The sequence below is a fragment of the Rhizobium sp. SJZ105 genome, from assembly GCF_007828365.1.
In the GTDB taxonomy this organism is placed as follows: domain Bacteria; phylum Pseudomonadota; class Alphaproteobacteria; order Rhizobiales; family Rhizobiaceae; genus Agrobacterium; species Agrobacterium tumefaciens.
The window spans coordinates 1-26,976 of record NZ_VIUP01000012.1 but is presented as its reverse complement, the minus strand read 5'-3'; the positions used below and the strand labels follow the sequence as shown (position 1 = coordinate 26,976).

Sequence of the window (26,976 nt, the reverse complement as noted above, 5' to 3'; positions counted from 1 at the left end):
TGACATATTTTAAAGTCATCTTGATATTCACTTTGAATTCGTGTGATAATGTTCATTATGAATGAACAGACGACGTCCAAGCTAAAGTACCTTATCCAATCGGTTCCGCCGGGCTTTCTTGTCGATTCGGCTTGGACGGCACGCCACGCGATCTCACGGCAATCCGTGTCGGCGTATATCAAACAGGGTTGGCTTGAGCGGATCGCTACAGGCGTCTACCGACGCCCATTTTCGGCAAGAGAAACGACTCAAGCCGTCACGGGCTGGAAAATTCCTCTGTTATCTGCGCAATGGATCATGGGACATGTTTTCCACGTTGGAGGTCTGACCGCGCTCGGATTGCGTGGCCATACCCACTACCTCCGGCTCGGCGGCGATACGCGCGTCTACCTCTACGGCTCCGATATCCCTGACTGGCTTATGACATTGACAACCCATGCCAGGTTCGTCCGACGAGGTCATGGACTGTTCCCCGACGAGAACAACGGCGTGGAGAACAGCGAATTCGGCCTCTCCGATAATCCAGATGAGGAACTGGCCATGAGCCCGTGGCGATGGCCTATCAAAATGTCGTCGGCGGAGCGGGCAATATTGGAGCTTCTCGATGAACTTCCGAAGAACGAGAGCTTTCACAACATCGACATGGTGTTTGAGGGAATGGTCAATCTGCGTCCAAAATTGTTGACCACGCTGTTGACCCAGTGTCGCAGCGTGAAGGTGAAACGCCTTTTCTTCGTCTATGCCGACAAGCACGCGCATGCGTGGTTCAAGCATATCGACAGATCGCAAATCGATATGGGACGCGGCGATCGGGCACTTGTCCCGGGCGGCCGGCTTCACCCCATTTATCGCGTAACGGTCCCTGCAGACCTGTTGCCAAAGGAGATTATCGATGGCGCGTGATCGCTATATGCGGCAGGTCGAACTGCTGGTCCGGACGTTGCCCTACATTGCTCGGCAGGATGTCTTCGCTCTCAAAGGGGGAACGGCCATCAACCTGTTCTACAGGGATATGCCTCGCTTGTCGGTCGATATCGACCTCACCTACCTTCCCATCGAGGATCGGGAAACGACGCTCAGCGGTATCGACGCCGCGCTCGACCGCATTCGCGACGACCTGCTGAAAAATCTACGCGGCGTCGATGTCCAGCGTATCGCCGGCGGCGGCAACAATGACACGCGAGTGCTCGTACGGAAGGGCACAACCGAAATCAAGATCGAGACCTCGCCGGTCGCGCGTGGAACGGTGCATCCTCCAGAACTGCGGGCGGTAACGGATGGAGTGGCTGAGGCGTTTGGCTTTGCCGAAATGCAGGTCGTGTCATTCGAGGATCTATTTGGTGGCAAGCTTCATGCCGCCGTGGACCGTCAGCACCCGCGCGATCTCTTCGACGTGAAGCTTCTCTACGACAATGAAGGGCCCACCGATGCGTTGTTTCGGACCTTCCTCATCTACGTCGCAAGCTCCGGCCGCCCGCCGCACGAGCTCATCAAACCGTCATTGTCCGAAATCGAAGATGCCTTCGTGAAAGAATTCGAAGGCATGACCATCGAGCCCGTTAGCCTGATCGAACTGAAAGACGCGCGAGCCCGGCTCACAGATGACCTTCGAGCCAGGCTTGATGAAAAAGCGATGCGGTTCCTGCTCTCTCTCCATGACACGCAGCCGGATTTTGATGCCATCGGGCTGCCGCTGGCGGCGGCACTACCGGCAGTTCGGTGGAAATTGATCAATCTTGCAAAGCTGAAACAGCAAAACCCAGAGAAACACGCCATGCAACGTGCAGAGATCGAGGCTATGTTTGCTTGAGCGGACTATTTTCTCAACCAGGCACGCCGCAAATTTTCTTTACTCAGTTCTTGGGGGCGAACAGTCATTTGCAGGCTCCAAGAACGCCCGAGGGAACAACCGGTTCTTTGGAAAACCATGTTTCAGGGGAATTCTGAGCGATAAGCATATTTATGGAACTATTGGCCTAAGAGAGGCCAGCAATCAACTTGCAGCACTCAGCGTTACGTTCCCAATTCCAACGGGGTCGACAGATCTCACCTTGAAGTGTCTTAGGCTATTTTTTTTGATTTCTTAAGTTGTGTTGTTGGAAAAACATACAAGCTCGGTGGGCCCAGCAGTGACATCAGCGCTCGTCCGCGATCATATTACAATTTACAAATCAACCCGCCGTAACCGCAACGAATTGCTGATGACCGACACGGATGAGAGGCTCATCGCCGCCGCTGCGATCATTGGCGACAGAAGCAGTCCCGTCACTGGATAGAGTAGCCCCGCCGCAATCGGTATGCCGACCGCGTTGTAGGCAAAAGCGAAAAACAGGTTTTGCTTGATATTTCGAAGTGTAGCACGCGCCAGCTTTCGCGCTCGCACGATACCCATCAGATCGCCCCCCAAAAGGGTGATCCCGGCACTTTCCATGGCCACGTCCGCTCCGGTGCCCATGGCGATACCGACATCGGCGGCGGCCAGTGCCGGGGCGTCGTTGACCCCATCACCCGCCATCGCAATTTTGTGCCCATCGCGGCGCAAGCTGTCGATCAGTTCCTTTTTGGCCTCCGGCAACACGCCAGCGCGCACCTCATCAATCCCGAGGTTGGCCGCGACAGCCTTCGCCGTTCGCTCGTTGTCGCCGGTGGCCATGATCACGCGCAGCCCCAGACCGTGAAGCCCCCTAATCGCTTGCGCAGTTGATTCCTTGATCGGGTCTGCCACAGCGATGATACCGGCAAGCGCGCCGTCCACCGCTATGAACATCGCAGTCTTGCCCTCTGCACGCAACGTGTCGGCCTTTGCTTCGGCCAGCGCCGTATCCAGCCCCATCTCCCGCATCATGGCTGCGTTTCCAAGCGCCACGGCTCGCCCGCCGACTTTGCCGCGCACGCCCTTGCCGGTAATCGCCTCAAAACCCTCGGCCTGCAGTCGCGGTACACGCTGTGCTTCGGCTGCCTCGACAATCGCCTCTGCGAGCGGGTGCTCCGAGCCACGTTCAAGTCCAGCCGCCAGCGACAGCAGATCCGATCCGTTCACATCCCCCAGCGCCTCGGTATCGGTCAGCTTAGGCTTGCCCATGGTCAGGGTGCCGGTCTTGTCGACGATCAGCGTGTCGACAGCCGCCATGCGTTCAAGCGCCTCGGCGTCCTTTATCAGCACCCCTGCCCGCGCCCCGCGTCCCGCCGCCGTGGTGATCGAGATCGGCGTGGCCAAACCGAGTGCGCAGGGGCAGGCTATGATCAGCACGGAGACCGCCGCAGCGATCGCGAAGACCAGTGGAGGTTCAGGTCCGAAGATCATCCAGGCGATGAAGGCGAATAGTGCCACCGCAACCACGGTTGGTACGAACACAGCCGAGACCCGATCCGCCAGTCCCTGAATTGCCGCTCGCGATCGTCCAGCGTTCGACACCATCGCCACGATTTGCGCCAGCACGGTATCGGACCCAACCTTGCCCGCCTCGATCACCAGGCTGCCGTTCTTATTGATCGTGGCGCCGGTCACCGCGTCGCCCGGCGCCCTTTCGACCGGCATCGACTCGCCGGTCAGCATGCTCTCATCCAGGGAGGATCGTCCTTCGATCACCGTCCCGTCCACAGGCACCGCATCGCCCGGTCGCACGCGCAACAGGTCACCCTCCATGATGTTGTCCAGCGGCGCATCATATTCAGATCCATCGGGCAGGATGCGTCGCGCCGTCTTGGGCGCAAGGTCAAGCAGCGCGCGGATCGCATCTCCGGTGCGTTCGCGCGCGCGCAATTCCAGCACCTGACCGACAAAGACGAGAGTCACGATCACCACCGCGGCCTCGAAGTAGGTGCCAACCCCGTGCTCCATCCGATAAACTTCAGGAAACAGGCCCGGCAGGAAAGTCGCTACGATTGAATAGAGATATGCGGCTGCCACGCCGAGGCTTACCAAAGTCCACATGTTGGGCGAGCGGTTTACCAGCGAGTCCCAGCCACGCCGGAAAAATGGCAGGGCCGCCCAGAGCACGATCGGTGTTGCCAGCGCAAACTCCAGATAGCTCGCACTCTGATGTCCGATCCAGGAGCGCACCGGCAAACCAATCATTCCACCCATCACCAGTATGATAAGGGGCACAGCCGCTGTCGCCGAAACCCACATCCTGCGTGTGAAGTCTGCCAGTTCCTCACTCGGCTCGTCCGATGGCAGCATAGGCTCAAGCGCCATGCCGCAAATCGGACAGGCGCCGGGAGCATCGCGGATGATCTCCGGGTGCATTGGGCAGGTGTATTGGACGTCAGCTGGGGCGGCTTTCTTGTGCCCGGTGCCCTTGCCAGAGGCATAAAACCATGGGTCCGCCTTAAACTTGGTCTGGCATTTATCGGAGCAGAAGTGGAAACTGTTTCCCTGGAACTCCGCATGACGCGAATTGGCTTCGACTGCGACCGTCATTCCGCAAACGGGATCCTTCGCGGTGTTGGTCCCTTCGGGGAGGTCGGAAGTCGAGTGATGATGATGATCGTGTTCCACGTTCTGCCAGCCTTTTCTAATCTTCAATAGCGCTCGGCCATCCTTAACGCGGGTTGTGCCTAAAGCGGGCTGCCCACATCACCAGGAGCCGGTCAGCGATACACCATGCCACCGTCCGAGAGGATTGCCTGTCCGGTGATATAATCGGCGTTGGGACTGGCCAGAAAGGACACAAGTGCCGCAACGTCTTCAGGCGTCTGCGCACGACCAAGGGCTATGCCGTCGACGAACTTCTTGTAGGTTTCGCCCTTGGGCGCGCCGGTCAGCTCGGCAAACTTTTCGTCGATCTCGACCCACATGTCCGTTCCAACCACGCCGGGGCAATAGGCGTTGACGGTAATGCCGGCGCTTGCATATTCTTTGGCGGATGCCTGGGTGAGCGCCCGCACAGCAAACTTCGTCGCAGAATAGATCCCAAGCATCGCGTTGCCCTCGTGGCCGGCAATCGACGAGGCATTGATGATCTTGCCCTTTTGCGCGCGGGCCTTGAATTTCTTGGCAGCGGCCTGAATTCCCCAAAGAACACCATCGATATTTATCTTGAAGATCTTCTCCAAATCTTCGGGCAGCACATCGTCTATCGGCTTGACCTGGGCAATACCTGCGTTGTTGACGATGACATCGAAACCGCCAAGTTCAGCCACGGCGTGATCAACGGCGGCATAGACCTGGTCACGGTGGCTCACATCGGCGGCAAAGACTGATGTCTTGCGGCCGAGTGCCTGTATTTCCGCAGCAACAGCATTCAACTTGTCCGCCTTGAGGTCAACCAGTGCGATATCAAAGCCGTCACTGGCCAGCCGCAGGGCGATGCCCCGGCCAATCCCTTGTGCGGATCCGGTGACGAGGGCAACTCTTGCTTGATGAGACATTTTGGATTCCTTGTTTTTATTTGGGGAAACTATTCCGATGGACGACCGGCATGGAGTTTCGCCGTGGCGCTCCCAAAACTTCGGCACCTGACCGGCACCCGCAAGAAGTTTGCAATGAACCGGTTTGATGCGCACTGATCGGGGTTAGCTGCCTGAAGTTTTCATCCTTCGGCTTAAAAGGCAGCCAGTTTGCCGAATTGCGAACTGTACCGGCCAAAATCCCGCTCTGACTTGCGCTTAGACGGTCCACAGGTATCCGATTTCGCGTCAACTCAGGCGCGGGTCCGGTTCTCAGGTCGCGGTGATGGTCGGAGGTATTTTCGTGGTGCTGAATGTGAAAGAGACCAGCGATGGCCTCATGAGTGGAAGCGAATGATGGTGATGTCGAGTTGACTTGCAGCAGGCCATATTAAGTTCCGTCATCCAACTTGCCCTCCAAGTCCATTGCATCAAGAATTGCTGCCTGGACAGACTTGTCTTGTGCGGCCACAGCCGCCGTTAGTAGCGACAGGTGCCGGCGGGTTTCATACAACTGATCGACCAGAGAGAGTACGGTCGGCAGCGTGTCCGCGTCGATTTCCAGGTCGTAATGCAGCGTACAGATCAGTCGGACGCGTGCGTACTCCATTTCCGAAAAGACGATCACACCGGCATCTTCCTGAGGCGAGATCAGCGCCTCGCTGATCCACGCTTCGAGATCGCTCCGCTGAAGCGTTTCTATCTGCGCCACCATATCCTCGACGCGCATCATTTCAGCATCTCCTTGCGAGGCAGGTCCGGAGTTCTTGGCTTCCAAGTTTCCAGGAACGCTGCCAGTTCCGGTTCCTCGCCATCTGGAAGAACGACTTTCAAAGTGACGAGTTCGTGCCCGCGCTGGCCCGTTTTTCGATTGAGAAGGCCTTTGTCGCGAAGTCGCAGCGTCTGACCGGTATTGGCACCTCTCGGGATTGTCATTGTTACGGGGCCACCAATGGTTGGGACCTCGATCCGCCCACCCAATGCGGCCTCCCTCAAAGTGACGGGCAACTCAATGTGGATATTGTCGTCCTTGCGATGGAAGAACGGGTGCGGCTCGATATGCAGCTCGACAAAAGCGTCCCCTGCAGGCCCACCGCCAAAACCGGGCATTCCCTGCCCCTTCAGTCGCAGCATCTGCCTGTCGTCCGCACCTTCCGGGATCCTCACCTGGAGCGTCTTGCCCTCAGGCAGCGTAATGGTACGCGTCGCACCAGTGGCTGCGTCCAGAAAATCGACCGGCAATACATAGGTTACATCTTGTCCAGGCGCCCGGAATGCACTCTGATGCTGCCGTTGCGTTCCGCTTTTGAAAGCGCGCGCGAGAAACTCCTCGAGGTCCTCGTTGCTGGTAAACCCATCCTGCGCCGCATGAGATGAGTAGGACGGCCCATCGGCAAAATCGCGATAGAACCGCTCCTGTTTTTTTTCCACGCCGCTAGCATCAATTTCGCCTGCATCGAACCGCCTCCGCTTCTCCTTGTCCTTTAGGAAATCGTTTGCGTTGGAGACGGCCTTGAATGTCTCTTCGGCGGTCTTGTCGCCCGGATGCAGATCAGGATGGGATTTGCGTGCCAGTTTCTTGAACGCTTCCTTGATTTCCTTGTCGGTCGCGGAACGGGCGACGCCCAGAGTTTCATAAGGGTCGTTCATGCACTGATCCCACCGCAATTTCGTCCTGACCGAACAATCTGATTGCCTCTGCCTGCCGCGTCGGAACGGCTTCTTCCCTATTCACGTTTCCCGCGGCGCCCTGGCAGGCTGCGATCCTGGCGATTTTCAGCCGCGTCCGGACCCAAACCAACCCCTGTCCCCGCGCTGGTCTTGCCAGTCGATCCGCCAAGATCAAAGCCAGGTCTATCAACAGGCGCGGGCTGAGATGAGTTGTCTGCGTCTTTGTCCACGAGGCTTGCTTCGTCGCGCTTGTCTTCGGCTGTGTTCTTTACGACTGGTGTCTTGGGCTCTCTATCTGCCATAGTACTGTCCTCCTGAGTTGTTGGTCTTCGCACCTGGCGCCAGCGAGCGCCTACAGACTTCCGGTTCTGATCGTGTCCGCGCCTTTGGCATGATTGAGCCTGCCGAGGGTGGTTTCAAGAACCCGCTGCAGCTTCTTGGCTGCGCCTGAATAAGCGCCTTCAAAGGTGGTCGCTCGGTCGCTTGCCACCTCTGGCTGCCGCCCCTCGATGCGTGCTTCCATCAAACAACGCTTGTCGGAGCCGCCGGATTTGTCGCCGTCCTCATCGCTGAGATGGACTTCGACACGGGTGATATGGTCACGGAAACGGTCAAGATGGGTATGGATCTCGGCCGAAACGCGGGCGGACAGATCTTCGCCACCCTCGATATTTTCGTCGGTATTGACCTGGATTTTCATCACTAAATTCCTTTCAAGGACCGGCTCTGCTAGCGCCGGGGGCACAACAGGAGGCTTCCAAGCGTGAAGAAAGCTAGACCAACAGGACGGCTGGCCCTTGTTCGGTCGCCTGCCCTTCTAACGTTTCGTCGGATTTATCCGCCTCGGCCTTCGTCTTCTGAACCAGTTGATCGCGGTGATGCGGCGGGCCGTAGATCGTATAGATTTTGAGTGCATCATGGCCGGTGCAAATCAGATTGTGATGCACGCCTGCCGGGACAATCATGCCGTCACCGGGCTTGACCTTGTGGGTCACGCCGTCGATGACGATCCGTCCCTCCCCTTGTTCAATGCGGAAGAACTGATCCGTATCGGCATGAATCTCTCCGCCGAGCTCTTCGCCCGGCGCAACCGACATCAAAACCAGTTGCAGCTTCAACCCCGAATAGAGAACACGGCGAAAGTCGGTGTTTCCGTCGGTAAGCTCTTCGATGTTCGCGACATATCCAATCACAGCGGCGCTCCCAAAAATCCGTCACCTGACCGGCGACAACGCGGAGCCTGCACCTGTTTGATCTAACGCGCACTGATCGGGGTTAGTTTCCTCAGGCTTTTCATCCATCGGCGGCCCTGGTCATCGACCTGCCATCTCACTTCGCTCTCCTAACACTGATCAGTGCGCGCACCTGATGCTGGGCCATACACTTGAGGGACAAACCAGCGACGGACGACCGAAAGATCCAGAACCAATGCGAAATCGCGATGCCACCAAAGATGATCCCAACCCGGCCCGCGGCACTGTAGATGCCGTCCGAGGAGCTGTGGTCGATGTCGTCTTTGACGCGGCCGACCTGCCGCAGATCAATTCTGCATTGATCGTGGAATGGGATCGGCCGACACCCCTGGTTCTCGAAGTTCATCGCCATCTCGATCTGCAGACCCTGCGCGCGGTTGCGTTCCAGTCCACGGCAGGGCTTGCCCGCGGGGTGACGGTTCGCGCGACCGGCGAGCCTGTTTCCGTGCCCGTTGGGACCGAGGTCCTTGGTCGGATTCTGGATCTCGTCGGCAATCCCCAAGACAATGGACCTGCGCTTTCAGAGAAAACTCCCCGCCGCTCGATCCATGCGCTTCCGCCCCTTCTGAAGAACCAGACCGGTACGACCGACGTGTTCGAAACCGGCATCAAGGTCATCGATCTCCTGACACCGATGGCCCAGGGCGGGAAAGCCGCCATGTTCGAGGGTGCAGGCGTCGGCAAGACGGTTCTGGTGATGGAGCTGATCGGCGCCATGGTTGAGAAATATGAAGGCATCTCGGTGTTTGCAGGGATTGGCGAGCGATCGCGCGAGGGACACGAGCTTCTGACCGAAATGCAAGGGTCCGGCGTGCTGGACCGCACCGTCCTCGTCTACGGCCAGATGAACGAGCCGCCGGGCGCCCGCTGGCGCGTTGGACTGACGGGATTGACCGTTGCTGAATATTTCCGTGACCAGAGGCATCAGAATGTCCTTCTGCTGATGGATAATGTATTCCGATTTGTTCAGGCGGGCGCTGAGGTATCCAGTTTGCTGGGCCGCCTCCCATCGCGCGTGGGCTATCAGCCGACGCTGGCAACCGAGGTTGCTGCGCTGCAGGAGCGCATCGCTTCTGTCGCCGGTTCCGCGGTGACCGCCATTCAGGCCGTTTACGTGCCCGCAGATGATTTCACGGATCCGGCCGTCACGACGATATCCAGCCATATGGACTGCGTGATCGTGCTGTCGCGCGCGCAAGCCGCGGAAGGGTTTTATCCAGCGATAGACCCATTGGCTTCGTCTTCGATGCTGCTAGATCCCCGGGTGGTCGGTGATGCGCATTACCAGACGGCAGAGGCCAAGCGCTGGCCCGATTTCACGAACTGGCCGACATCATCTCTTTGCTCGGGGTCGGGGAATTGGGTACCGCCGACAGACTGATCGTGAAGCGTGCGCGGCGACTGCAGCGTTTCCTGACCCAACCCTTCATCGTGACCGAGGCGTTCACCGGCACACCGGGCGCAAGCGTCAAGCTTACCGATACGCTCGCGGGTTGCCGCGCCATTCTGGAGGGCGAGGCCGACGATTGGTCGGAAAGCTCGCTCTATATGGTCGGCACGCTGGAGGACGCCCGCAGGAAAGAGGTCGACGCCAATGCCTCAGATGCTTCGGAAACGGGGGCTGCTGCATGAGATTGAGGATCGTGACACCGCTGTCCGTCGTGGTGGATGAAGACATCGACAGCCTGCGCGCCGAGGATGCAAGCGGCAGTTTCGGCATCCTGGCTGGCCACGCTCCATTCCTGACAGCGCTCGTGGTCTCCATTGTCAGCTGGCGCAAGGACGAATCCGTCATCTGCTGCAACTGGCAGCAAGCCTGAAAATGGCCAAGCACGGCGGCTTTGAGGTGGCGGCGTACGATCAGGGTGCGCACGTGACCTATCTCGGCCCGTCGGGAAGTCATATCGGTCACAAGGAATCGATGAAGGATACCGCCCGTGTGCTCGGCCGGTTCTATGATGGCATCGAGTATCGCGGATTTGGCCAGGCGAACGCCGAAGTGCTGGCGCAACATTCCGGAGTGCCGGTCTTCAACGGCCTGACCGACGAATTCCATCCAACCCAGATCCTCGCCGATCTGATGACCATGCGGGAATTCACTCAGAAGCATCTGTCAGACATAGCGCTTTGTTTCATGGGAGATGCGGGCAATAATATGGGCTCATCCCTGATGGTTGGTGGTGCACTGATGGGCATGGACATTCGTCTTTGCGCCCCACAAAGCTGCTGGCCCGATCCAGTTCTTGTCACGGAATGCAGGACGATCGCTGAAACCACAGGTGCTCGTATCACCCTGACGGAGAAACACGCGGAAGGGCTTGAGGGCGCCGACTTCGTCTATACTGACGTCTGGGTGTCCATGGGCGAGCCAGACGAGGTCTGGGAAGAGCGGATTGCGCTTTTGTCTCCCTATCAGGTCAACAAAGCCGTGATGGAGAAAACCGGCAACCCCTACGCCAAATTCATGCACTGCCTACCGGCCTTCCACAATCGCGACACCGAAGTCGGCGAAGCTACTTTCCAGAAATTCGGCATCGACTGCATGGAGGTGACCGAAGACGTCTTCGAATCCCGCGCTTCGGTGGTCTTTGATCAGGCCGAGAATCGGATGCATACGATCAAGGCCGTCCTCGTGGCAACGATGGGGTCTTGAGATGCTCGTCGTCGTCGCCTTGGGCGGGAACGCCCTCCTCCGTCGTCACGAACCCACGACGGCTGCCGCACAGATCGCCAATGTGAAAATTGCGGCGATTGCACTGGCCGATCTGGCGCGAGAGCATCAGATCGTGATCGCACATGGCAATGGCCCACAGGTTGGATTGCTGGCCCTTCAGGGCGCGGTCTACGACCCGGCCAAACCCTGGCCACTGGACGTGCTGGGCGCGGAAACCGAAGGCATGATCGGCTATCTGATCGAACAGGAACTGATGAACGCGCTGCCGGAGGGCTCACACTGCGCCACCCTGCTGAGCCGGGTCGAAGTGGACCCGGCTGATCCTGCCTTCAAGGCACCGAGCAAGCCCATCGGTCCTGTCTATTCGCCAGAAGAGGCAGCGTAAGCGCAGAAAGAACACGGCTGGACACTCGTCACCGAAGTGTCCAGCGGACTTCGCCGGGTGGTCCCCTCACCCTTGCCGCAGAGAATAATTGGGCTCGAGGCTATCAGGATACTGCTTGAGGCAGGCCAAACGGTGATCTGCGCCGGCGGCGGCGGAATTCCAGTCGTTCGAAATTCCGATGGTGATATGCAGGGCGTCGAAGCGGTGATCGACAAAGATAGGACAGCAGCTCTGCTGGCCCTCGAGCTCAAGGCGGAAGCACTGCTGTTGTTGACAGATGTGGCAGCCGTGTTTCAGGATTATGGCGATCCCGACCAATGCGCGCTCGGCGCAACGACGGCGGACGCGCTTGACGCTCTTGATCTGGCGCCGGGCTCCATGGGTCCGAAGGTTGCCGCCGCGTCTGACTTCGCCAGGAAGAGCGGCAAGCTTGCCGGTATCGGCCAGTTGGCTGACGCCCGCGCCATCCTTGAGGGCCGTGCCGGGACGCGCGTCATGCAGGATGAAACCAGTTCCGCCTATCTGAGAAGCGGCCCGGTGTGATCCAGATATACTGGGTCGAATTCGGCGAACTCCGTCAGCTTGCTGTAGGAGTCAAATGTAACGTACCCATCGCGGAACGTGACCATTCCTTTCTCGCGCAGGGTTCTGAGCACCCTGTTTACGTGGACGGCGCTCAGCCCGAGTGCGTCAGCCAGATGGTATTGAGATAGAGGGCAGGCAAAGCCATCCTTGCTGCCCAAACCCACGAGCGAAAGTCGGGCGCCCAGTTCGAGCAGGAAATGCGCCAAGCGCTCCGCTGCGGCGCGCCGTCCAATGTCGATCAAATGTTCAACCACCATCGCCTCATCACGCGATGCGGCCCAGAAAACTGCTGTTGCCAGCCTGGGTGTTTGTGAAAACGCATCCAGCAAGTCGGCCACTGTCACCTCCGTCACCTCAATATCGGTGATCGGCTCGATGCTGTGGTCCGACATGTGCAACAAAACACTGCGCAGCCCCAGAAAGTCACCTGGAATTTGGAAATCGACGATCTGTCGCTGCCCGTCCTCAAGGATCTTGTATGAACAGGCCCAGCCAGAAATGAGAATGTAGGCCGCCTGATCCAATTGTCCCTGATGCACGAGATCGCGCCCCGCAACAAAAGTGCGCCGACGCTTGTGCAGCGCTTCCAGGACGGAGAGTTCGGTGCCTGACAAGGCCACGAAAGCTCCTAGTTTTCGAACAAGTGGTGTATTTTCCAAACGCAGGCCAATCGTCATAGCAAGCCTTACTCCTAGCATGAATATTTGAGCGGCAACTGATGTCGATCAGCACACTACGCCTGATAGTCTGGAAAGTTGACTGCTGCGCTGCCCAGATGCAAGTCGCAGGCGCATGGATCAAGAAGGGCCAGTTCAAAATGTCTGATGAAGCCACCCATTCCGGAATAGCAGCGCTATCGATTTGCGAGGCTCTACTCCTCGCGCTCAACGATGCCAAGGTCCTCCCTGAACGCGAGATAATGGGCATTCTGCAAGATGCGGCGGCCTCCCATGAAAATGCAAAGGGCACAACGGAGGACGTCGAAATGCACACCGCCGTCGCAACTCTGATCAATCGCATTATCGCCGGAGGAAATTCGGTTCGGCGACCGTGAGCCAGCAACCGCTGTGCGTGCCTCAGTGCCTGCAAGCGATCATGTCCAGAGGTACGGCGCTGGTCAGCGGTGCCTCCGACAGGATCGGCTCCTCGCCCTCTCCCAAGCTCTTCGGGAGCACAGCATGCTCCCCGCTGTTGGTTAGGGAATGGCCCGCCCTTCCGAGGACATCGAGTATGATGTCGCTCTCTCAAAAGGTAAGGAGCCGAGCCATGCAGATTTCCATCTTGGGTATCGATATTGGAAAGAACAACTGTAGCGTTGTTGGGGTAGATGACCGCGGCGCTGTGGCTATCCGTCGAACTATGCGCCGACAGACATTGATCGAGTTTGTTGAGAAGCTGCCAACCTGTGTTATCGCGATGGAAGCCTGTTGTGGTGCTCATCATCTTGGCCGGCTCTTTACCGCGAGAGGTCATGAGGTGCGGCTGATGTCGCCGGAATACGTCCGTCCCTATGTGAAGGCGCAGAAGAATGATGACAGAGATGCCGAGGGCATTGCCGAGGCGGCAGGCATCTCGCCCGACGATGCGGTTTGTCGAACTGAAGAGCCAGGAACAGTTGGATATCCAGACATTGCATCGGGTTCGCTCACGGCTGGTTGCGGAACGGACGACCTTGATCAACCAACTCCGAGCGGTTCTCCTGGAGAGAGGTGTCATCTTCGCCGTCGGCCGCGTTAAATTCGAAAGTGCTCTGGACGACCTCCTTGCGGAAGCTGATGAGATCCTGTCTCCGCGCATCCGCAGCTTGGTGATCGAATTGCGGGACGAATGGCGAATGCTTGACAAGAAAATCGGGGTATTGAACGCAGAGTTCGTATCACTCGCCAGGCAGAACAGCGCGATGCGCCGCCTGACATCGATTCCAGGTATCGGCGTTCTGAATGCTACCGCGCTCGTTGCTGCAGTCGGAGATGCCAGCAGCTTCCAACATGCCCGAGACCTGGGGGCATGGCTCGGACTTGTGCCCCGACAGTTTACAACCGGCGGCAAGGCGCGCCTGCTTGGGATAACAAAGCGCGGCAACACCTATTTGCGGACTTTGCTGGTTCACGGCGCTCGAGCGGCAATGCACACGCTCAGTCAAAGTGACACGCCAATCGGGATGGCTCCGGACGATGCTGTCCCGAGGTGTCCAGCGCAATGTCGTGATCGTGGCGCTGGCAAACAAGCTTGCGCGTATCGCCTGGGCAGTGTTGCGCAAGGGGCAGTCCTATGAACGGACCTACGGCGTAGCGGTGATCTGAGTTATAGGCTGCCTGGAGCGCAGCCTACGATGTTTGCGAGTGGCATGGAGATGGCCTGACAGTTGATCGGCGTTCAGATAGCCCAGGCGTGGAAATGGTTCATTGAAACCGTGTTGGTTATCGTGGCTCTGGACGTGCGGATATCCATCTTGGCTACGGTCCGACCGTAAGACCGAATACGTTGAAGCAGACTGTACAGGGATCAAAAAAACACTTGCAAGCAGGGCGGGCCATACGTTTCCACGCGGAACTGAGCCGTTAAGCAGATGGCAAGTTCCGCTTGGAAACCAACACAACGACCGTAGGAGTAAGTACGAATTCACGGATGGTACAGCCCCGCGAGTTGCGGGCCAAAAAGGCGGACGAATGGGTAAAAGGCCACCCCCCGAGAGAATGCGGTCCATTTGCCCTGCGTTTCGGCAAGGCATCGACTGTCTCGACGCCGTCAGGTGCCAGGCAAGTCTTCAACGGCGATGTGGCAATTTTGCCAGCACGCTCAGCGATCCGTCCGTTTCCAGAATGACCGCGGCCACCTCTTGGGCGTCGGCATGTCCCGATGCCCTCATTGCCGACATGATCTCAGTTTCGGTCAGTCTTTGGCGTCGCAACGCCACATCGAGGAACGAACCATTGCTGAATACCAGGGTCGGTTCGCTCTTCACGAGCTTACCGACCCAAGCGACACGCACCGCCAGCCACGTGATTGCAAATTGCAACCCGATGAGGAGGGAGAGCGCCAGAACTCCCTCAGCTAAAGGCACCGATTTGCTTAAAATGACGGTCGCGAGGACCGACCCCAAAGCGACCGTGACCACCAGATCAAATGCATTCAGTTTCGTCAGCGTCCGCTTGCCCGAGATACGCAGCATGATGACAAGCGCACCATAGGCAATCGGTCCGACGATCAGGATCCGGACAATACCCGTCCAGCTGTCAAATAACATTTTTTCGTCTCCATTGCGTGCCGGCGATCGGTCCGAAACCGGACGGCGTTAAGAGCTCGTTGCCTTCTGCAGGCAATCAGTTCGCGAAGAAGAATACCTCCCACCGTGGCACTAAAAACCTGCTAGACTACCGGTTTATCACATGGAGTGTTCCGTTGCTGTCGATCCTTGAACTCTCCGCCGTGCTGCTGACCCTTTCCGCCGTGCTCGGCTGGATCAATCACAAATACCTCCCGATGCCACATACGATCGGCCTACTGGTGATGAGCGTGGCCGCATCTTTGATCCTTGTTATCATCGACGCCGCAGTTCCTGATCGGCATTTGTTCGATGCACTCACCAATGCCATGCTGCAGATCGACTTTAGCGCTGTGGTGATGGATGGAATGCTGGCGTTTCTGCTTTTCGCGGGTTCGCTTCACGTGGACCTCGGTAAACTGCGCGAACGAGCAGCGCCCGTTGCAATTCTGGCGACCTTCGGGACAGTCGTCTCGACCTTCATTGTCGGAGCCGGCTTTTGGCTGACGGCAAAGCTCCTCGGCCAGCCAATACCGATCGCCTGGGCGCTGGTTTTCGGCGCGCTAATCAGTCCGACGGACCCAGTCGCCGTTCTCGCCACCCTCAAGAACGTCAAGGTGCCGCAAAGTCTCGAAGTCGAGATGCAGGGCGAGTCGCTATTCAATGACGGCGTCGGCATCGTGGTGTTTACAGTCATGCTTCTGTTCGCCACAGGCGATACGGGTGAACGAACGACCGTGTCGGCAATTTCCGAACTGCTCATCGTGGAAGCAGGCGGCGGCATCTTGCTCGGGGTGTTGACCGGTGTCATCGCCTATTGGGCAATGCGATTGATCGACGATTATGCTGTCGAAGTCCTGATATCCCTCGCCTTAGTGACAGCTACGTACGCGATCGCCCAGAGACTTCACGTCAGTGGTCCGCTGGCTGTTGTGGCGGCTGGTCTTCTGATTGGATATCACGCACCTCGCAAGGCGATGAGCGATCGAACCCAGACCTACGTGTTCGGCCTCTGGACCCTGATCGATGAAATCCTCAACTCGGTTCTGTTTCTGCTGATCGGCCTCGAAGTTCTTGTCCTGAAGTTCGACGTGACGGCGATGGTGATTGCCGCCATAACGATTCCGGTTGTTCTAATTGCCAGACTGGCGGCCGTTGGCATCCCGGCTCTGGTCTCGTGGTCGAGCGAGCTAATGTCCACCCGAAACGTGCCATTCCTGACATGGGCCGGGATCCGTGGTGGAATTTCTGTAGCCCTTGCCCTGTCTGTGCCGGACAGCCCGTCAAAATCCGTCATCCTTGCCGGGACCTACGCCGTTGTGCTGTTCAGCATCATCGTTCAAGGATCGACCCTTGGCTTTTTGGCGAGGAAGACCATACTGAAGCGACAAACCTGAAGGGCCAGGTAATGGACCGCTAGTTGGCCACGACCTCCAATACACGACCAAGGATGGAACAACGCGGTATCCCATCGGTTCGTGCCACGGAGACAACTCCGTTCTCCTCAATGAGGCTACCAAGGGGAGCACCTCATACAAGGTATCCTGCCTGGCAAGTGAACAGGCAGCAATTCCTCAGTTCTTGCTGCAAGTGCGGGTTAAGAAAGATCATTTCGCAAACCGCGACCGAGAGGAAAGTAGGAAATAAATGAATTGAAATTTCAGTGAGCGAACCCCGGCAAGGGATTGAATGCCGGGGCGTTTTTTCTGCACAGAGTTACTGAGGCACTAGACCGCGTCAGGCGCCACTACCGGGAGATCTTTCATATCTGCAAGTGTCTTTGCACAAAGATCCGCAGCTCCATCGACCTTATCGACACCGGCAATGTTTACCCAGCCGCCCTTTTCGATGAAATCATCCCGCTGCCACGACGATGTTTCTTTTAGTGTCACTAGGTTCTTGGCCGCATCTGCGGATGAGGCAAACTTCTGGACGCAGATTGAGGATACAATTTCGGACTTCGCATCCTTGGCTGCGGTGTTCGCCATCAAAGTGGCGTTTCCTCCGGTGGTCCAGCCACCTACGGTAAATCCAACAACCATGGTTACTACGGAAATGCCGATCATCGACCAGATCCATAGGGTTTTTGTTGGCTTATAATTGTTCAGACGCGTCGAGAATGTTTCGGTATCAGACATAAGAATGTCCTTTCACTTCCCCATCCTGCAAAAAAAGCGCCGCTCGCGATGAACGCTGCCCTCTCCACCCGCCGCGCCAGGATTGATCATGATGCTCGGCTTGGGGGAATATGTTTAAACTGGGGCATGTGAAATATTATTCCAGTAAACAAGCCGTGATAGCATTATCATTTTCCCTTTTTGCGAATAAAGATTTTGAAATAACCCATGCCAATATTTCTGGAGAATATCCCATATTATCCGGATGGTTCAAACTGATTGCCTGTTATCACGTAAGCTAATGTTGCATTCCTGATTGACGGATTTTTATGTGGAGTTAACAATCTCGACTCAGGCACGAAAATCTGGCACGAGCGACTTCCCGGCTATGTGCAGACGACGCTATCAACCTGCCTCGGTGTGGACCGCCAATAGGCTGTTGTAGCCGGTGGTCACTGGTCGACTGGCACCAAAACTGGCGAGACCATCATCGCGCATGCCCTGCCGAGAGGCTGATAAAGAGCTGGGAATTACAACTTCCCCCATTAACTCACACAGGTCCACCTACATTGAAAGCACGGCTTAGAAAATTCGTGACCGGTCTTGGTGAAACATTCTGGCTTGTCCCGGCACTGATGACGTTCGCCGGTATTTTGCTGGCGATCGTAATGGTTCAAATCGACGCCTCGGGTCTGTTGCCCCGCTGGCTGTTGAACAGCTCATTTCTCTATAATGGAGGCGGAACGGGAGCACGCACACTTCTCGGGGCAGTCGCATCGTCAACCATCGGTGTTGCTGGCACGGTATTTTCGATCACGATCGCCGCCTTATCGCTTGCAGCCGGTCAGATGGGCCCTCGCCTCCTGCGCAACTTCGTGAAAGACCGCGGCAATCAGGCGACACTGGGTGCTTTCCTTGGGACGTTTTCCTACGCTTTGATGGTCCTGAGAACCGTTCGAACTCAGGAGGAGGGGGTCTTCGTACCGCATCTTTCACTTTCGTTCGGCATCCTTCTTGCCTTCGTTTGTGTCGGCACGCTTATCTATTTCGTCGGCCACATGGCAGGACGGATTAATGTCGATACGGTCATCGGGCTGGTGAGCGAAGATGTTCGAGCCTCCATCGCAAGCTTGACATTTGAGGAAGCACAACAAGCCCCGCCCCCTGTTGCATATTGGGTCGGCGCCGTTGCGATCTCGGACGACCGCAGCGGCTACCTTCAGCAACTCGACAGTTCGGGCCTCGCAGACTGGGCAACTGAGCACGAGGTTTCGATACGTCTGCTGGTTCGCCCCGGCGATTATGTGTTTCCCGGCGCACCGATCGCATTGGTCAAACCGCAGATAGACGGTAGCGAAGACGCCATCCGCGCGGCAACCGCACTCGCCGGTCATCGTGGGAGCCCAGCCGACATCGAGTTTCCGATCCGCCAATTGGTCGAGGTCGCTGTGCGGGCTTTGTCACCGGGTATCAATGACCCGCATACCGCCATGAGTGTCGTCGATCGCCTTGGTGCAGCCCTTTGTGATCTGGTGTCGCGGCATCTATCCACGGGACTGACGGCAAAAGGCGGGGGCTCTGTGCTTGTGACACCGTCTGTCGATTATGATGGCCTGGTTGATGCGATGTTCCACATGATCCGGCAAAACGGTTCAGCAAGCACAGCCGTCATGGTCAGAATGCTCGATGTTCTAACATCGGTGATAAGCTGCGAACACGACATCACGCGCTTGCAGACATTGACCCGGCACGCAGATCTGGTCCTGTCGGATGCGATGCGGATGATCGAAGCGCCATCCGACCGGGCAACAGTTGAGAAGCGGCATCAGAATTTTCTGACGATGAGAGATCGTGGACCGCTTGCTCTACTCCTCATCTAGGTAAGACTAATGCCACTATACCGGGATTGGCGCGCTTCTATGCCACATGTGGCACGGTCAGGCTTCTCAACCAAAAGTCGGAACAAAGAGACCATCTATCAGTTATGGTTATGCGGAGTTTATCGAGCTCATTCATTTCAGATACGTTTGTTTAATGGATATCGCGGTGCAAAAAATCTCCGTTGCACCTATCACGATCGGGCATCCCGGAAAAAACCAAGGAGATACTGATGAAAAAGTTCCTAGCGACTACAGCACTCACAATGGCTCTGTTTGGCGGTAACGTCTATGCAGCATGACGCCAATGGCGATGTACGAGCAGCAGCCGACCGACATCATGGCGTCGAAATTTATCGGCATGCGGCTCTACGCAACCGAGACGCCGATGACTGCAGACATGATGGTGAAGCCCGGCGCTGAAAAGGAATGGGACGACATCGGCGAGGTCAACGAGGTCATCCTGAGCCGTCAGGGTGAAGTCAAGGCCGTCGTTCTGGGTGTCGGTGGCTTTCTTGGAATGGGCGAAAAGGACGTCGCAATCCCAATGAAGGACATCAAGTTTGTCAAAGATGGCGACGCAGCTGACGACTACTTCCTGGTCGTCAACTCGAACAAACAAATGCTGACAGATGCGCCTGCCTACAAGGCCCCGACTACCACCGCCGCAAAGACTACGGCGGCGGCAGACAAGACGGCAAATGGCGTACCTGCAAATCAAACAGCGATGGTTCGTCCAGATGTGAAGCGTGATGGTTATCGTGCTTTTGAAATGAAGGAGCTGACCTCGGATACTCTCACCGGCGCACATGTCTACGGTGCCAAGGATGAGGACATCGGCGAAGTAGACAAGCTGGTGCTCGACAATGATGGTACAGTCAAGCAGTTGGTCCTGGATATCGGCGGCTTCCTGGGAATGGGAGAACACCACATCGCCGTCGATCTCAAAGCTGTGAACATTATGCGCAATGAGAAGGGTGACGATGTGCGGGTCTATGTGGACTCCACAGCTGCAACCCTCAAGGCGCAGCCTGAATATAAAAACGACTAAAATCGAAGGGGCCTCGGGCGTGGCTTGAGGCCCTGTTACCTAGTTTACATCGTCAATCTACAGGCGGCCGTGATCGTGTCCCAGCGATTGCCGGCACGGTTTCGATATAGCCATCTCGGAAGCGGAGATCAAAGGTGAAATGACGGACAAAATCATTGCAATGCATGAGGCTAGAACGCCTCTTGGCGAGCGTGTTACACCGTATCGGAAGCAGCATTTTGCCGATGCGGATGAAGCGTTGGCAACTGACGTACACCCATCGGCAGCAGCGACAATGGAATTGTCTGACGGGCGGCATCTGAAGTTGGTGGGGGTCGGGGAATATCGGGAGCCAGTAAGTGGCGAGGTGTTCTTGCTTGACCAGCCCGGCAACTGAAAACTACACTCGATCCTGGCGTTGCAAGCGCTTATCACCTGGCGCCACCAGTGGATCGGCACTGCTCCCGTTTAATTGAATACGTGTTGCGACTTGTACCTGGTCACCTGCTTGCTTTGATGTCGCCATTCCCTTTAATCCACCGTCATGATGACTGGACGTCGCCAATGCCGCAAACTTTTGTAGAGTTGTTTGAAGACAAGGGAGGATGGACGGTTCGCGTTGTCGAGCGGGGGGAGATGATCGAGCGGGATTTCCAGTTTCGTAATCAAGCTGCGGCCTGGGCGGCGGGACAGCGGATCAGGCTCGACCTGTCCGATACCACTAATCCTTTTCCCAACCAGGTTCCGTTTGATTGATTCGGTCACCACTCGATGGCAAGCGTATTGTGCCACCATATCAGACGCGAACACAGAGCAGGGTCGTGTCTGGATACCTCCACAGGCGTCCACATCCTCTGACTTGGCTCTCTGGGTTGACTAGATGCAAGTTATATCTAATTAACTGGGCAAACTCCTTCAACCCAAACGCGTTCGTGATTGATGGATGCCGAGAGAAACCATGGCATTTCAGTCGAACCGCTTCCTTTTTTTGATCTTCTTTACGCTTCTGACAACAGGGGGCTCAGCGGATGCTCAGGCCCCTGTAGACAGTGCCACTTCTGTCGAACAGCCGGCTCAAGACGAAAAACTCATAAAGCTCATCGAGGTCTTGCGAGACGATGCTTCCCGCAAAACTTTGCTGGATGAACTCGAAAGAGCTGCGTCTGGACGGGGCGGTGTGAGTGCAGATTCAGGAGCTTCTCCCATTGCGCCGGATGTTTCGATCGGCAGTCGGATCGCCACCATTACCCGGTCCTTTGCCGAGACGGCGGTATCGTCAGCCGTCATATTCGCGCAGCAGCTTGCGGCGGCACCGTCTACGTTCGCAAACCTGAACGTTGCGGAAGGCGAGCTTCTGTTCAAAACGTTGCGAGACCTGGCATTGGTCATTGTCGTGACCTACGGCGCGTTTGCAGGATCTCGGCTCGTCACCCGTCGCGTCGACCGTTCGTTCGGCAGGCGCGCAGCCGCCGCTGGCTTCTTCGAAAAAGTGTTTTTGATAGTCGCGTCGGCAGCCATCGACATTGCGATTGTCATGCTGGCATGGGCCGCCGGTTATGTGGCAGCTCTGACTGTCTTCGGTGAACTGGGCCGAATGGACCTTCAGCAAACGCTGTACCTCAACGCCTTTATCATCGTCCAACTGGCCAAGGTCACTATGCGGACGGTTCTCTCCCCTGCGACTGCTGAGCTTCGTCTCGTGCGCGTTTCAGATGAAGCGGCCCGTAGGACAAGCCGTCTGTTGTCCCTCATCATCAGCATTCTCGGATATGGCCAGCTTGTGCTGCAGCCAATTCTTGCGGAAGCAATCTCTCTTGCGTCCGGACAGGCCGTCTCGGCACTGATTGCGCTCGCCGCCCTGATTATCGCGATTGCCGCAACCCTTTCCAATCGCCAGGCAGTATCGGGGTGGCTCCTTGAAACCCCTGACCAAACGCCTCGTCACGCACGCGTCCGCTTCCTGGCGAGACGGTGGTACTGGCCGGTCCTAGCCTATCTGGCCTTCCTGTTTTTCGTGGTGTTGATCGGGCCAGCAGAACGCCTCTTCACGGTGCTTGTTGCTAGTGCTCAGGCTTTCGGAGCCATCATCATCGGCTTCGTCATCGCTGACTGGCTTTCGCGGGCCGTGACCAGAGGCGTCACGCTTCCCGAAAACGTCAACCAACGGCTTCCTCTTCTTGAACGGCGCGTTAACGGGCTCGTTCCCCGCTTTTTGACGAGCCTGCGCCTGGCCATTCTTGCGCTGGTCGTCGGGGCCGTGCTCACAATAATCGGCGTATTTGATCTTGCTGCCGTTTTTCAGTCACGTCTTGGCCTTGCGTTTACCGGCGCTGTCGCATCCGTCTTCTTCATCCTGGCGGCGGCATACGTTCTCTGGCTCGCTTTAACGTCATGGGTCGATTACCGGCTTAATCCGGCGTTCGGCGCAATCGCCACATCGCGTGAAACCACCCTGCTATCCCTTCTGCGTAACGCCGCCACGATCGCCATCGTCGTGATTGCTCTGATGTTCTCGCTATCGCAGATGGGGCTCGATATTGCGCCCCTCCTGGCTTCTGCAGGTGTCCTTGGTCTCGCGATAGGCTTTGGTGCGCAGAAACTGGTACAGGATGTCATCAACGGCGTGTTCATTCAGCTTGAGAACGCCATAAACGTCGGCGACGTCATCACGGTGGGAAGCACGACTGGGACAGTGGAGCGCCTGACCATCCGCTCTGTCAGTCTTCGCGACGTCCGCGGCGCCTACCACATCATCTCGTTCTCATCCGTAGAGATGGTCACAAACCTCATGCGCGACTATTCTTATCATGTCGGTGATATCGGCATCGCCTACCGAGAAGATGTCGAAGATGCCCGCATGGCGCTCTTTGAGGCCTTCGAGCAAATGCGTAGCGATCCGGCCACAAATGGTCTGATGATCGGCGACATGGAGTGGTTTGGTGTCCAGGAGCTCGCAGATAGCGCCGTGATCGTCCGTGTCCGCATCAAGACACAGCCGGGCAAACAATGGGGAGTTGGACGTGCTTTCAATGGGGCCGTCAAGCGCGTGTTCGATGCGCATGGCATCGAGATCCCCTTTCCGCACCAAACGGTTTATTTTGGGGTGGACAAAAACGGCGAGGCTCCGCCCGCGTTCATCTCAGTGCGGAATGAGACATCCAGTGCCGAAGACAGAGGTGCCACCTCCTCGTCGAGCATCTCATCGATGCCATCAGATGCTGAGGATCTCGAGAATTGACGAGCACGGCCTCACCCAACAGAGACCTTTTGCGAAGGAATTATTGTGGACCCGAAAAGCCTTGATGAAGACGATATCGCCCGGGGCCGGCTTGCGGAAACACCTGGCCAAATTTCAGCACGAGGTTTGCGCGACGTCTTCTGGCGCGTGGTGTCCGAATTTTCCGACGACCGAGTCACATTGATCGCCGCGGGCGTGACCTATTATCTGCTGTTGGCGATGTTCCCGGCACTAGGCGCCCTTGTCTCGCTTTATGGTGTGATTTCCGATCCCGCCACGATTTCGAAGCACATTGCTTTCCTATCGACGGTGTTTCCGCCTGGCGCTTTCGACCTCATTCTTGGACAACTCGATTCACTCTCGCAACAGAAGAACTCGACGCTGAGCTTCGGCGTCATTGCCGGTTTCCTCATTGCTCTGTGGAGCGCGAACAACGGCATCAAGGCGCTCTTCGACGCCATGAATATTGCCTATGGCGAAAAGGAAAAACGTAGCTTCATCTGGCTCAACCTGGTCTCGCTAGGGTTCACCCTCGGTGCACTCGTCATCGCCATCGCGCTGATCACTGCCGTCGCAATCGTGCCAGTGGTTCTGAGTTTTATCTGGCTGGACCAATGGGCCGAGCTTTTAGCGAAGCTTGTACGCTGGCCTGTCTTACTTCTTCTTGTTGGCACCGGCACAACAATGATCTACCGATACGGGCCAAACCGTCACCTTGCGAAGTTGAGGTGGTTAACCTGGGGTACCGCCTTCAGTACAATTCTCTGGCTGGTCGCGTCGATCGGATTTTCGTTCTACATTGAAAATTTTGCCAATTACAACGCGACCTATGGCACACTTGGCGCACTGATCGGCTTTATGGTCTGGACCTGGATCTCAGTGATCATCCTGATCCTTGGCGCCGAGATCAATTCGGAACTCGAGCATCAGACCACGATCGATTCGACGATCGGCGCGCCCCGACCCATGGGAAAACGCGGTGCGTATGTGGCTGATAACATGGGCGATGCTGTGAAATAACCTGACCGCACGGTTCGTCTGCTTAAATCGTATTCTGTATCCCGAGCTCAACTACACGACCGGTCGGCAGCTTGAAATACTCAGTAGCGTTGCTGGCGTTGTCAGCCAACGCGATAAAGACCCGGTCCTGCCAGAAGGGCATGCCACCCGTAGCGGAGGGAATAAGCGACCGGCGGGAAAGGAAAAAGGATGTCGACATGATGTCGAATTTCCAGCCAAGCTTGCGAGCGAGAACGAGAGCCTTCGGAATATTGGGCGTTTCCATGTAGCCAAAGGTGATGATGGCCCGGCTGAATTGCGGGTTGAAGCTTTCAAAGAAAATCTTTTCATCATCCGGCACAAATGGCGACGAGGACGTGACGACACTGAGGATGACGTTGTTTTCGTGCAGAACCTTGTAATGTTTGAGGCTATGGAGCAACGCAGTCGGAGCGCCTTCAACCTCGCTGGTCATGAAGATCGCGGTGCCAGGAACGGTCGGGAGATCTTTCTTTGCGAGGCTTGCCATGAGAGTATCCAACGAAATTTCATCGGCTTTGGTGCGCTTTGCCAACAGGCGTCGCCCTGACATCCAGGTTTGCATGAGAAACGCAATCAGGATAGCCACGACCACCGGCACCCATCCGCCTTGCCCGAATTTTGCGACATTAGATACGAAAAACCCGACGTCGATGATGATGAGCGGCGTCAGGATGAACAACGTGGTCCACAGCTTCCAACCCCAGATGCGTCTCATCACGACGAAGAGGAGGATTGCCGTGATCAGCATCTCTCCGGTGACCGCAATTCCGTAGGCTGCGGAAAGGGCGCTCGAGCTCCTGAAATTGATGACGAGAATGATCACTGCGATCATCAGCATCATGTTGATCTGCGGAAGGTAGATCTGTCCGGCTTGCGTTTCCGATGTGTGGCGCACATGAAACCGGGGCAAAAGATTGAGGTGCATCGCTTGCCGAATGAGCGAATAAGCTCCGGAAATCACGGCCTGACTGGCGATGACCGTAGCCGCCGTCGCCAGGATCACCATGGGCAGTCTCGCCCATTCTGGCTGCATCTCGAAAAACGGATGCTCCACACTTTCCGGGTGCGTGAAGATGAAGGCGCCCTGGCCGAAATAGTTCAGGAGAAGGCAGGGAAAGACGAGTAAGAACCAGGCGACAACGATCGGGCGACGGCCAAAATGGCCAAGATCGACATACAGAGCCTCGGCGCCTGTGACTGCCAGAAACACGCTACCCAGGATAACAATCGCAATATCAATGTGAGATACGAGAAAGGCAGCGCCGTAGTAGGGGTTGAGCGCGGCGAGAATTCCCGGAGCTTCGATAATGTGGGCGAGCCCCGAAACCCCCAACACCAGAAACCAGAAGGCCGTGATCGGGCCGAAGACGATTGCGACACTTCCAGTCCCGAACCTTTGCACGAGAAACAGCGCCACGATAATTGCGAGCGTGATCGGCACGACCCATTGCGAAAGAGCCGGCGCTACAACCTTCAATCCTTCGACCGCAGATAATACTGAAATCGCAGGCGTGATGATCGCATCTCCCAGGAACAATGAGGCGCCGGCGATGCCGAGAACCAGTACCCAGATTGGCCGACCTTTCAGGCTTTCCCTGGCCAACGTCATGAGGGAAAGAGTTCCGCCTTCGCCTTTATTATCGGCTCGAAGAACAAACCCGACATATTTAATCGTGACCACGATGGTCAGCGCCCAGACGATCAGAGATAGCAGTCCCATCACTTCACTGCCGACAACGGCATCTGGAACCTGCCCCGACGCATGTAACGCTTCGCGAAAGGCGTAAAGAGGGCTTGTTCCTATATCGCCATAGACGACACCCAATGCACCCAGCACCAGAAGTGGAAAAGAGCCGGTCTCGGCGTGAGATCCCTGGATCTCAGGATCGTCAACTCGCATCTGCGTGGAGGTCAAAAATAATTCCCGAAATCAGAGGTGTCGGCTATGTGCCAAGACCGCGTTTGTAGCATAAAAGCTATTCCAACGTCGAAAATATAAGCGGTCGATATCGAACTGCGCAAGAAGAGGCTGGCGTGTGGGAATCACCGGTTGAAAACCCCTGTGCGAACGAATTCGCCTGAGAACATCATTCTTGCAACGAAATTGCGCCTCGGGCAGCGCATCACGATCGATCGTCCCGCAGGCCAATACTCCTGGCCCGTGCAGAAAAGATGCAGACAGTTCCGAACCGTGGCCGCCTGTCAAGAGACAGCTTTTTGCCTGGATGCTACCTTAACGCGCGTTCCGGGCTTGGCTTCCTCGATAGTCACCTGGGCATGAAGCTGCTTTGCCAGTCCCTCTACGATGCCCGATCCAAGCCCAGGTTTGGTACCCGGGTCATAAGTCATACCCAGACCCCGTCTGACTGTGCTGCCGCTGGAATGCTCACTTGGCACCAGCCCCAACCAGGCCATGAGCTGCCGTGGATTGTCGAAGCGGTTGATGTCG

The 26,976-nt window shown here is 56.7% G+C and carries 22 protein-coding genes and 4 pseudogenes; 15 read left to right on the top strand and 11 right to left on the bottom strand.

What is annotated here, in order from left to right; translation table 11 throughout:
- Positions 1–57: 57 nt before the first annotated feature.
- A complete protein-coding gene (locus tag FB593_RS23690) occupies positions 58–903 on the top strand; it encodes a type IV toxin-antitoxin system AbiEi family antitoxin domain-containing protein (protein WP_145167056.1) in 846 nt (281 codons plus the stop codon).
- A complete protein-coding gene (locus FB593_RS23685; protein WP_145167055.1) occupies positions 893–1,810 on the top strand; it encodes a nucleotidyl transferase AbiEii/AbiGii toxin family protein in 918 nt (305 codons plus the stop codon). Before FB593_RS23690 ends, FB593_RS23685 begins: the two co-directional genes overlap by 11 nt.
- A gap of 354 nt (positions 1,811–2,164) precedes the next feature.
- Here the strand turns inward: FB593_RS23685 and FB593_RS23680 are convergent, their stop codons facing one another.
- From FB593_RS23680 to FB593_RS23655, 6 genes are all read right to left on the bottom strand, one after another.
- On the bottom strand, positions 2,165–4,501 hold the full coding sequence (locus FB593_RS23680) for a heavy metal translocating P-type ATPase (protein WP_145167054.1): 2,337 nt from the start codon (positions 4,499–4,501) through the stop codon (positions 2,165–2,167).
- A 92-nt stretch (positions 4,502–4,593) separates the two neighbouring features.
- On the bottom strand, positions 4,594–5,373 hold the full coding sequence (locus FB593_RS23675) for an acetoin reductase (protein WP_145167053.1): 780 nt from the start codon (positions 5,371–5,373) through the stop codon (positions 4,594–4,596).
- A gap of 409 nt (positions 5,374–5,782) precedes the next feature.
- On the bottom strand, positions 5,783–6,124 hold the full coding sequence (locus FB593_RS23670; RefSeq protein ID WP_145167052.1) for a chaperone modulator CbpM: 342 nt from the start codon (positions 6,122–6,124) through the stop codon (positions 5,783–5,785).
- Positions 6,121–7,041 carry a DnaJ C-terminal domain-containing protein gene (locus FB593_RS23665; RefSeq protein WP_145167051.1) on the bottom strand — a complete coding sequence of 307 codons (921 nt, stop codon included), beginning with the start codon at positions 7,039–7,041 and terminating at the stop codon, positions 6,121–6,123. The genes FB593_RS23670 and FB593_RS23665 overlap by 4 nt, the downstream gene beginning before the upstream one ends.
- Positions 7,042–7,414: 373 nt before the next feature.
- Positions 7,415–7,762, bottom strand: coding sequence for an HPF/RaiA family ribosome-associated protein (locus tag FB593_RS23660; RefSeq protein ID WP_145167050.1), 348 nt, complete (start codon positions 7,760–7,762; stop codon positions 7,415–7,417).
- A 73-nt stretch (positions 7,763–7,835) separates the two neighbouring features.
- The gene (locus FB593_RS23655; protein ID WP_145167049.1) at positions 7,836–8,255 is read right to left on the bottom strand and encodes a cupin domain-containing protein; all 420 of its coding nucleotides are present in this window, start codon (positions 8,253–8,255) and stop codon (positions 7,836–7,838) included.
- Positions 8,256–8,490: 235 nt separating this feature from the next.
- Here FB593_RS23655 and atpD point away from each other — a divergent pair.
- From atpD to FB593_RS23635, 4 genes and pseudogenes are all read left to right on the top strand, one after another.
- A pseudogene (atpD, locus tag FB593_RS23650) lies at positions 8,491–9,947 on the top strand (F0F1 ATP synthase subunit beta).
- Complete coding sequence (locus FB593_RS23645; RefSeq protein ID WP_210246042.1) at positions 9,944–10,135, top strand: hypothetical protein; 192 nt, start codon at positions 9,944–9,946, stop codon at positions 10,133–10,135. The pseudogene atpD and the gene FB593_RS23645 overlap by 4 nt, the downstream one beginning before the upstream one ends.
- The gene (gene argF / locus FB593_RS23640) at positions 10,054–10,968 is read left to right on the top strand and encodes an ornithine carbamoyltransferase (RefSeq protein ID WP_321186315.1); all 915 of its coding nucleotides are present in this window, start codon (positions 10,054–10,056) and stop codon (positions 10,966–10,968) included. Before FB593_RS23645 ends, argF begins: the two co-directional genes overlap by 82 nt.
- 1 nt (position 10,969) lies before the next feature.
- A pseudogene (locus FB593_RS23635) lies at positions 10,970–11,917 on the top strand (carbamate kinase).
- On the opposite strand, the gene FB593_RS23630 reads toward FB593_RS23635, so the two are convergent.
- Positions 11,893–12,636: a Crp/Fnr family transcriptional regulator gene (locus tag FB593_RS23630; protein ID WP_145167047.1), complete on the bottom strand. Its 744-nt coding sequence runs from the start codon at positions 12,634–12,636 to the stop codon at positions 11,893–11,895. The pseudogene FB593_RS23635 and the gene FB593_RS23630 sit on opposite strands and share 25 nt — an antisense overlap.
- A gap of 41 nt (positions 12,637–12,677) precedes the next feature.
- On the opposite strand from FB593_RS23630, the gene FB593_RS23625 reads away from it, so the two are divergent.
- Both FB593_RS23625 and FB593_RS23620 read left to right on the top strand, forming a co-directional pair.
- Positions 12,678–13,013, top strand: coding sequence for a hypothetical protein (locus FB593_RS23625; RefSeq protein WP_210246041.1), 336 nt, complete (start codon positions 12,678–12,680; stop codon positions 13,011–13,013).
- A gap of 212 nt (positions 13,014–13,225) precedes the next feature.
- Positions 13,226–14,262: pseudogene (locus FB593_RS23620) on the top strand (IS110 family transposase).
- Positions 14,263–14,726: 464 nt separating this feature from the next.
- On the opposite strand, the gene FB593_RS23615 reads toward FB593_RS23620, so the two are convergent.
- Entirely contained in the window at positions 14,727–15,206 is a 480-nt protein-coding gene (locus FB593_RS23615; protein WP_145167046.1) for a DUF421 domain-containing protein, read from the bottom strand.
- A 155-nt stretch (positions 15,207–15,361) separates the two neighbouring features.
- Between FB593_RS23615 and FB593_RS23610 the strand changes: the two genes are divergently transcribed.
- On the top strand, positions 15,362–16,621 hold the full coding sequence (locus FB593_RS23610; RefSeq protein WP_145167090.1) for a cation:proton antiporter: 1,260 nt from the start codon (positions 15,362–15,364) through the stop codon (positions 16,619–16,621).
- Between the two features lie 330 nt (positions 16,622–16,951).
- Here FB593_RS23610 and FB593_RS23605 read toward each other — a convergent pair whose 3' ends face one another.
- On the bottom strand, positions 16,952–17,362 hold the full coding sequence (locus FB593_RS23605) for a hypothetical protein (RefSeq protein WP_145167045.1): 411 nt from the start codon (positions 17,360–17,362) through the stop codon (positions 16,952–16,954).
- 572 nt (positions 17,363–17,934) lie between these two features.
- Here FB593_RS23605 and FB593_RS23600 point away from each other — a divergent pair.
- The 6 genes from FB593_RS23600 (at position 17,935) to FB593_RS23575 (ending at position 24,506) form a co-directional block, all read left to right on the top strand.
- Positions 17,935–19,221: a DUF2254 domain-containing protein gene (locus tag FB593_RS23600; protein ID WP_321186307.1), complete on the top strand. Its 1,287-nt coding sequence runs from the start codon at positions 17,935–17,937 to the stop codon at positions 19,219–19,221.
- Positions 19,222–19,525: 304 nt separating this feature from the next.
- The gene (locus FB593_RS23595; RefSeq protein ID WP_186447960.1) at positions 19,526–20,269 is read left to right on the top strand and encodes a PRC-barrel domain-containing protein; all 744 of its coding nucleotides are present in this window, start codon (positions 19,526–19,528) and stop codon (positions 20,267–20,269) included.
- Between the two features lie 139 nt (positions 20,270–20,408).
- Complete coding sequence (locus FB593_RS23590) at positions 20,409–20,645, top strand: hypothetical protein (RefSeq protein WP_145167042.1); 237 nt, start codon at positions 20,409–20,411, stop codon at positions 20,643–20,645.
- Positions 20,646–20,812: 167 nt separating this feature from the next.
- Positions 20,813–21,004 carry a hypothetical protein gene (locus tag FB593_RS23585; protein ID WP_145167041.1) on the top strand — a complete coding sequence of 64 codons (192 nt, stop codon included), beginning with the start codon at positions 20,813–20,815 and terminating at the stop codon, positions 21,002–21,004.
- Between the two features lie 421 nt (positions 21,005–21,425).
- Positions 21,426–23,486: a mechanosensitive ion channel domain-containing protein gene (locus tag FB593_RS23580; protein ID WP_186447959.1), complete on the top strand. Its 2,061-nt coding sequence runs from the start codon at positions 21,426–21,428 to the stop codon at positions 23,484–23,486.
- Positions 23,487–23,531: 45 nt separating this feature from the next.
- A complete protein-coding gene (locus FB593_RS23575; RefSeq protein ID WP_321186306.1) occupies positions 23,532–24,506 on the top strand; it encodes a YihY/virulence factor BrkB family protein in 975 nt (324 codons plus the stop codon).
- Between the two features lie 22 nt (positions 24,507–24,528).
- Here the strand turns inward: FB593_RS23575 and FB593_RS23570 are convergent, their stop codons facing one another.
- Positions 24,529–26,427 carry a potassium transporter Kup gene (locus tag FB593_RS23570; protein WP_414896266.1) on the bottom strand — a complete coding sequence of 633 codons (1,899 nt, stop codon included), beginning with the start codon at positions 26,425–26,427 and terminating at the stop codon, positions 24,529–24,531.
- 455 nt (positions 26,428–26,882) lie between these two features.
- A pseudogene (locus FB593_RS23565) lies at positions 26,883–26,976 on the bottom strand (transposase); the annotation flags it as partial.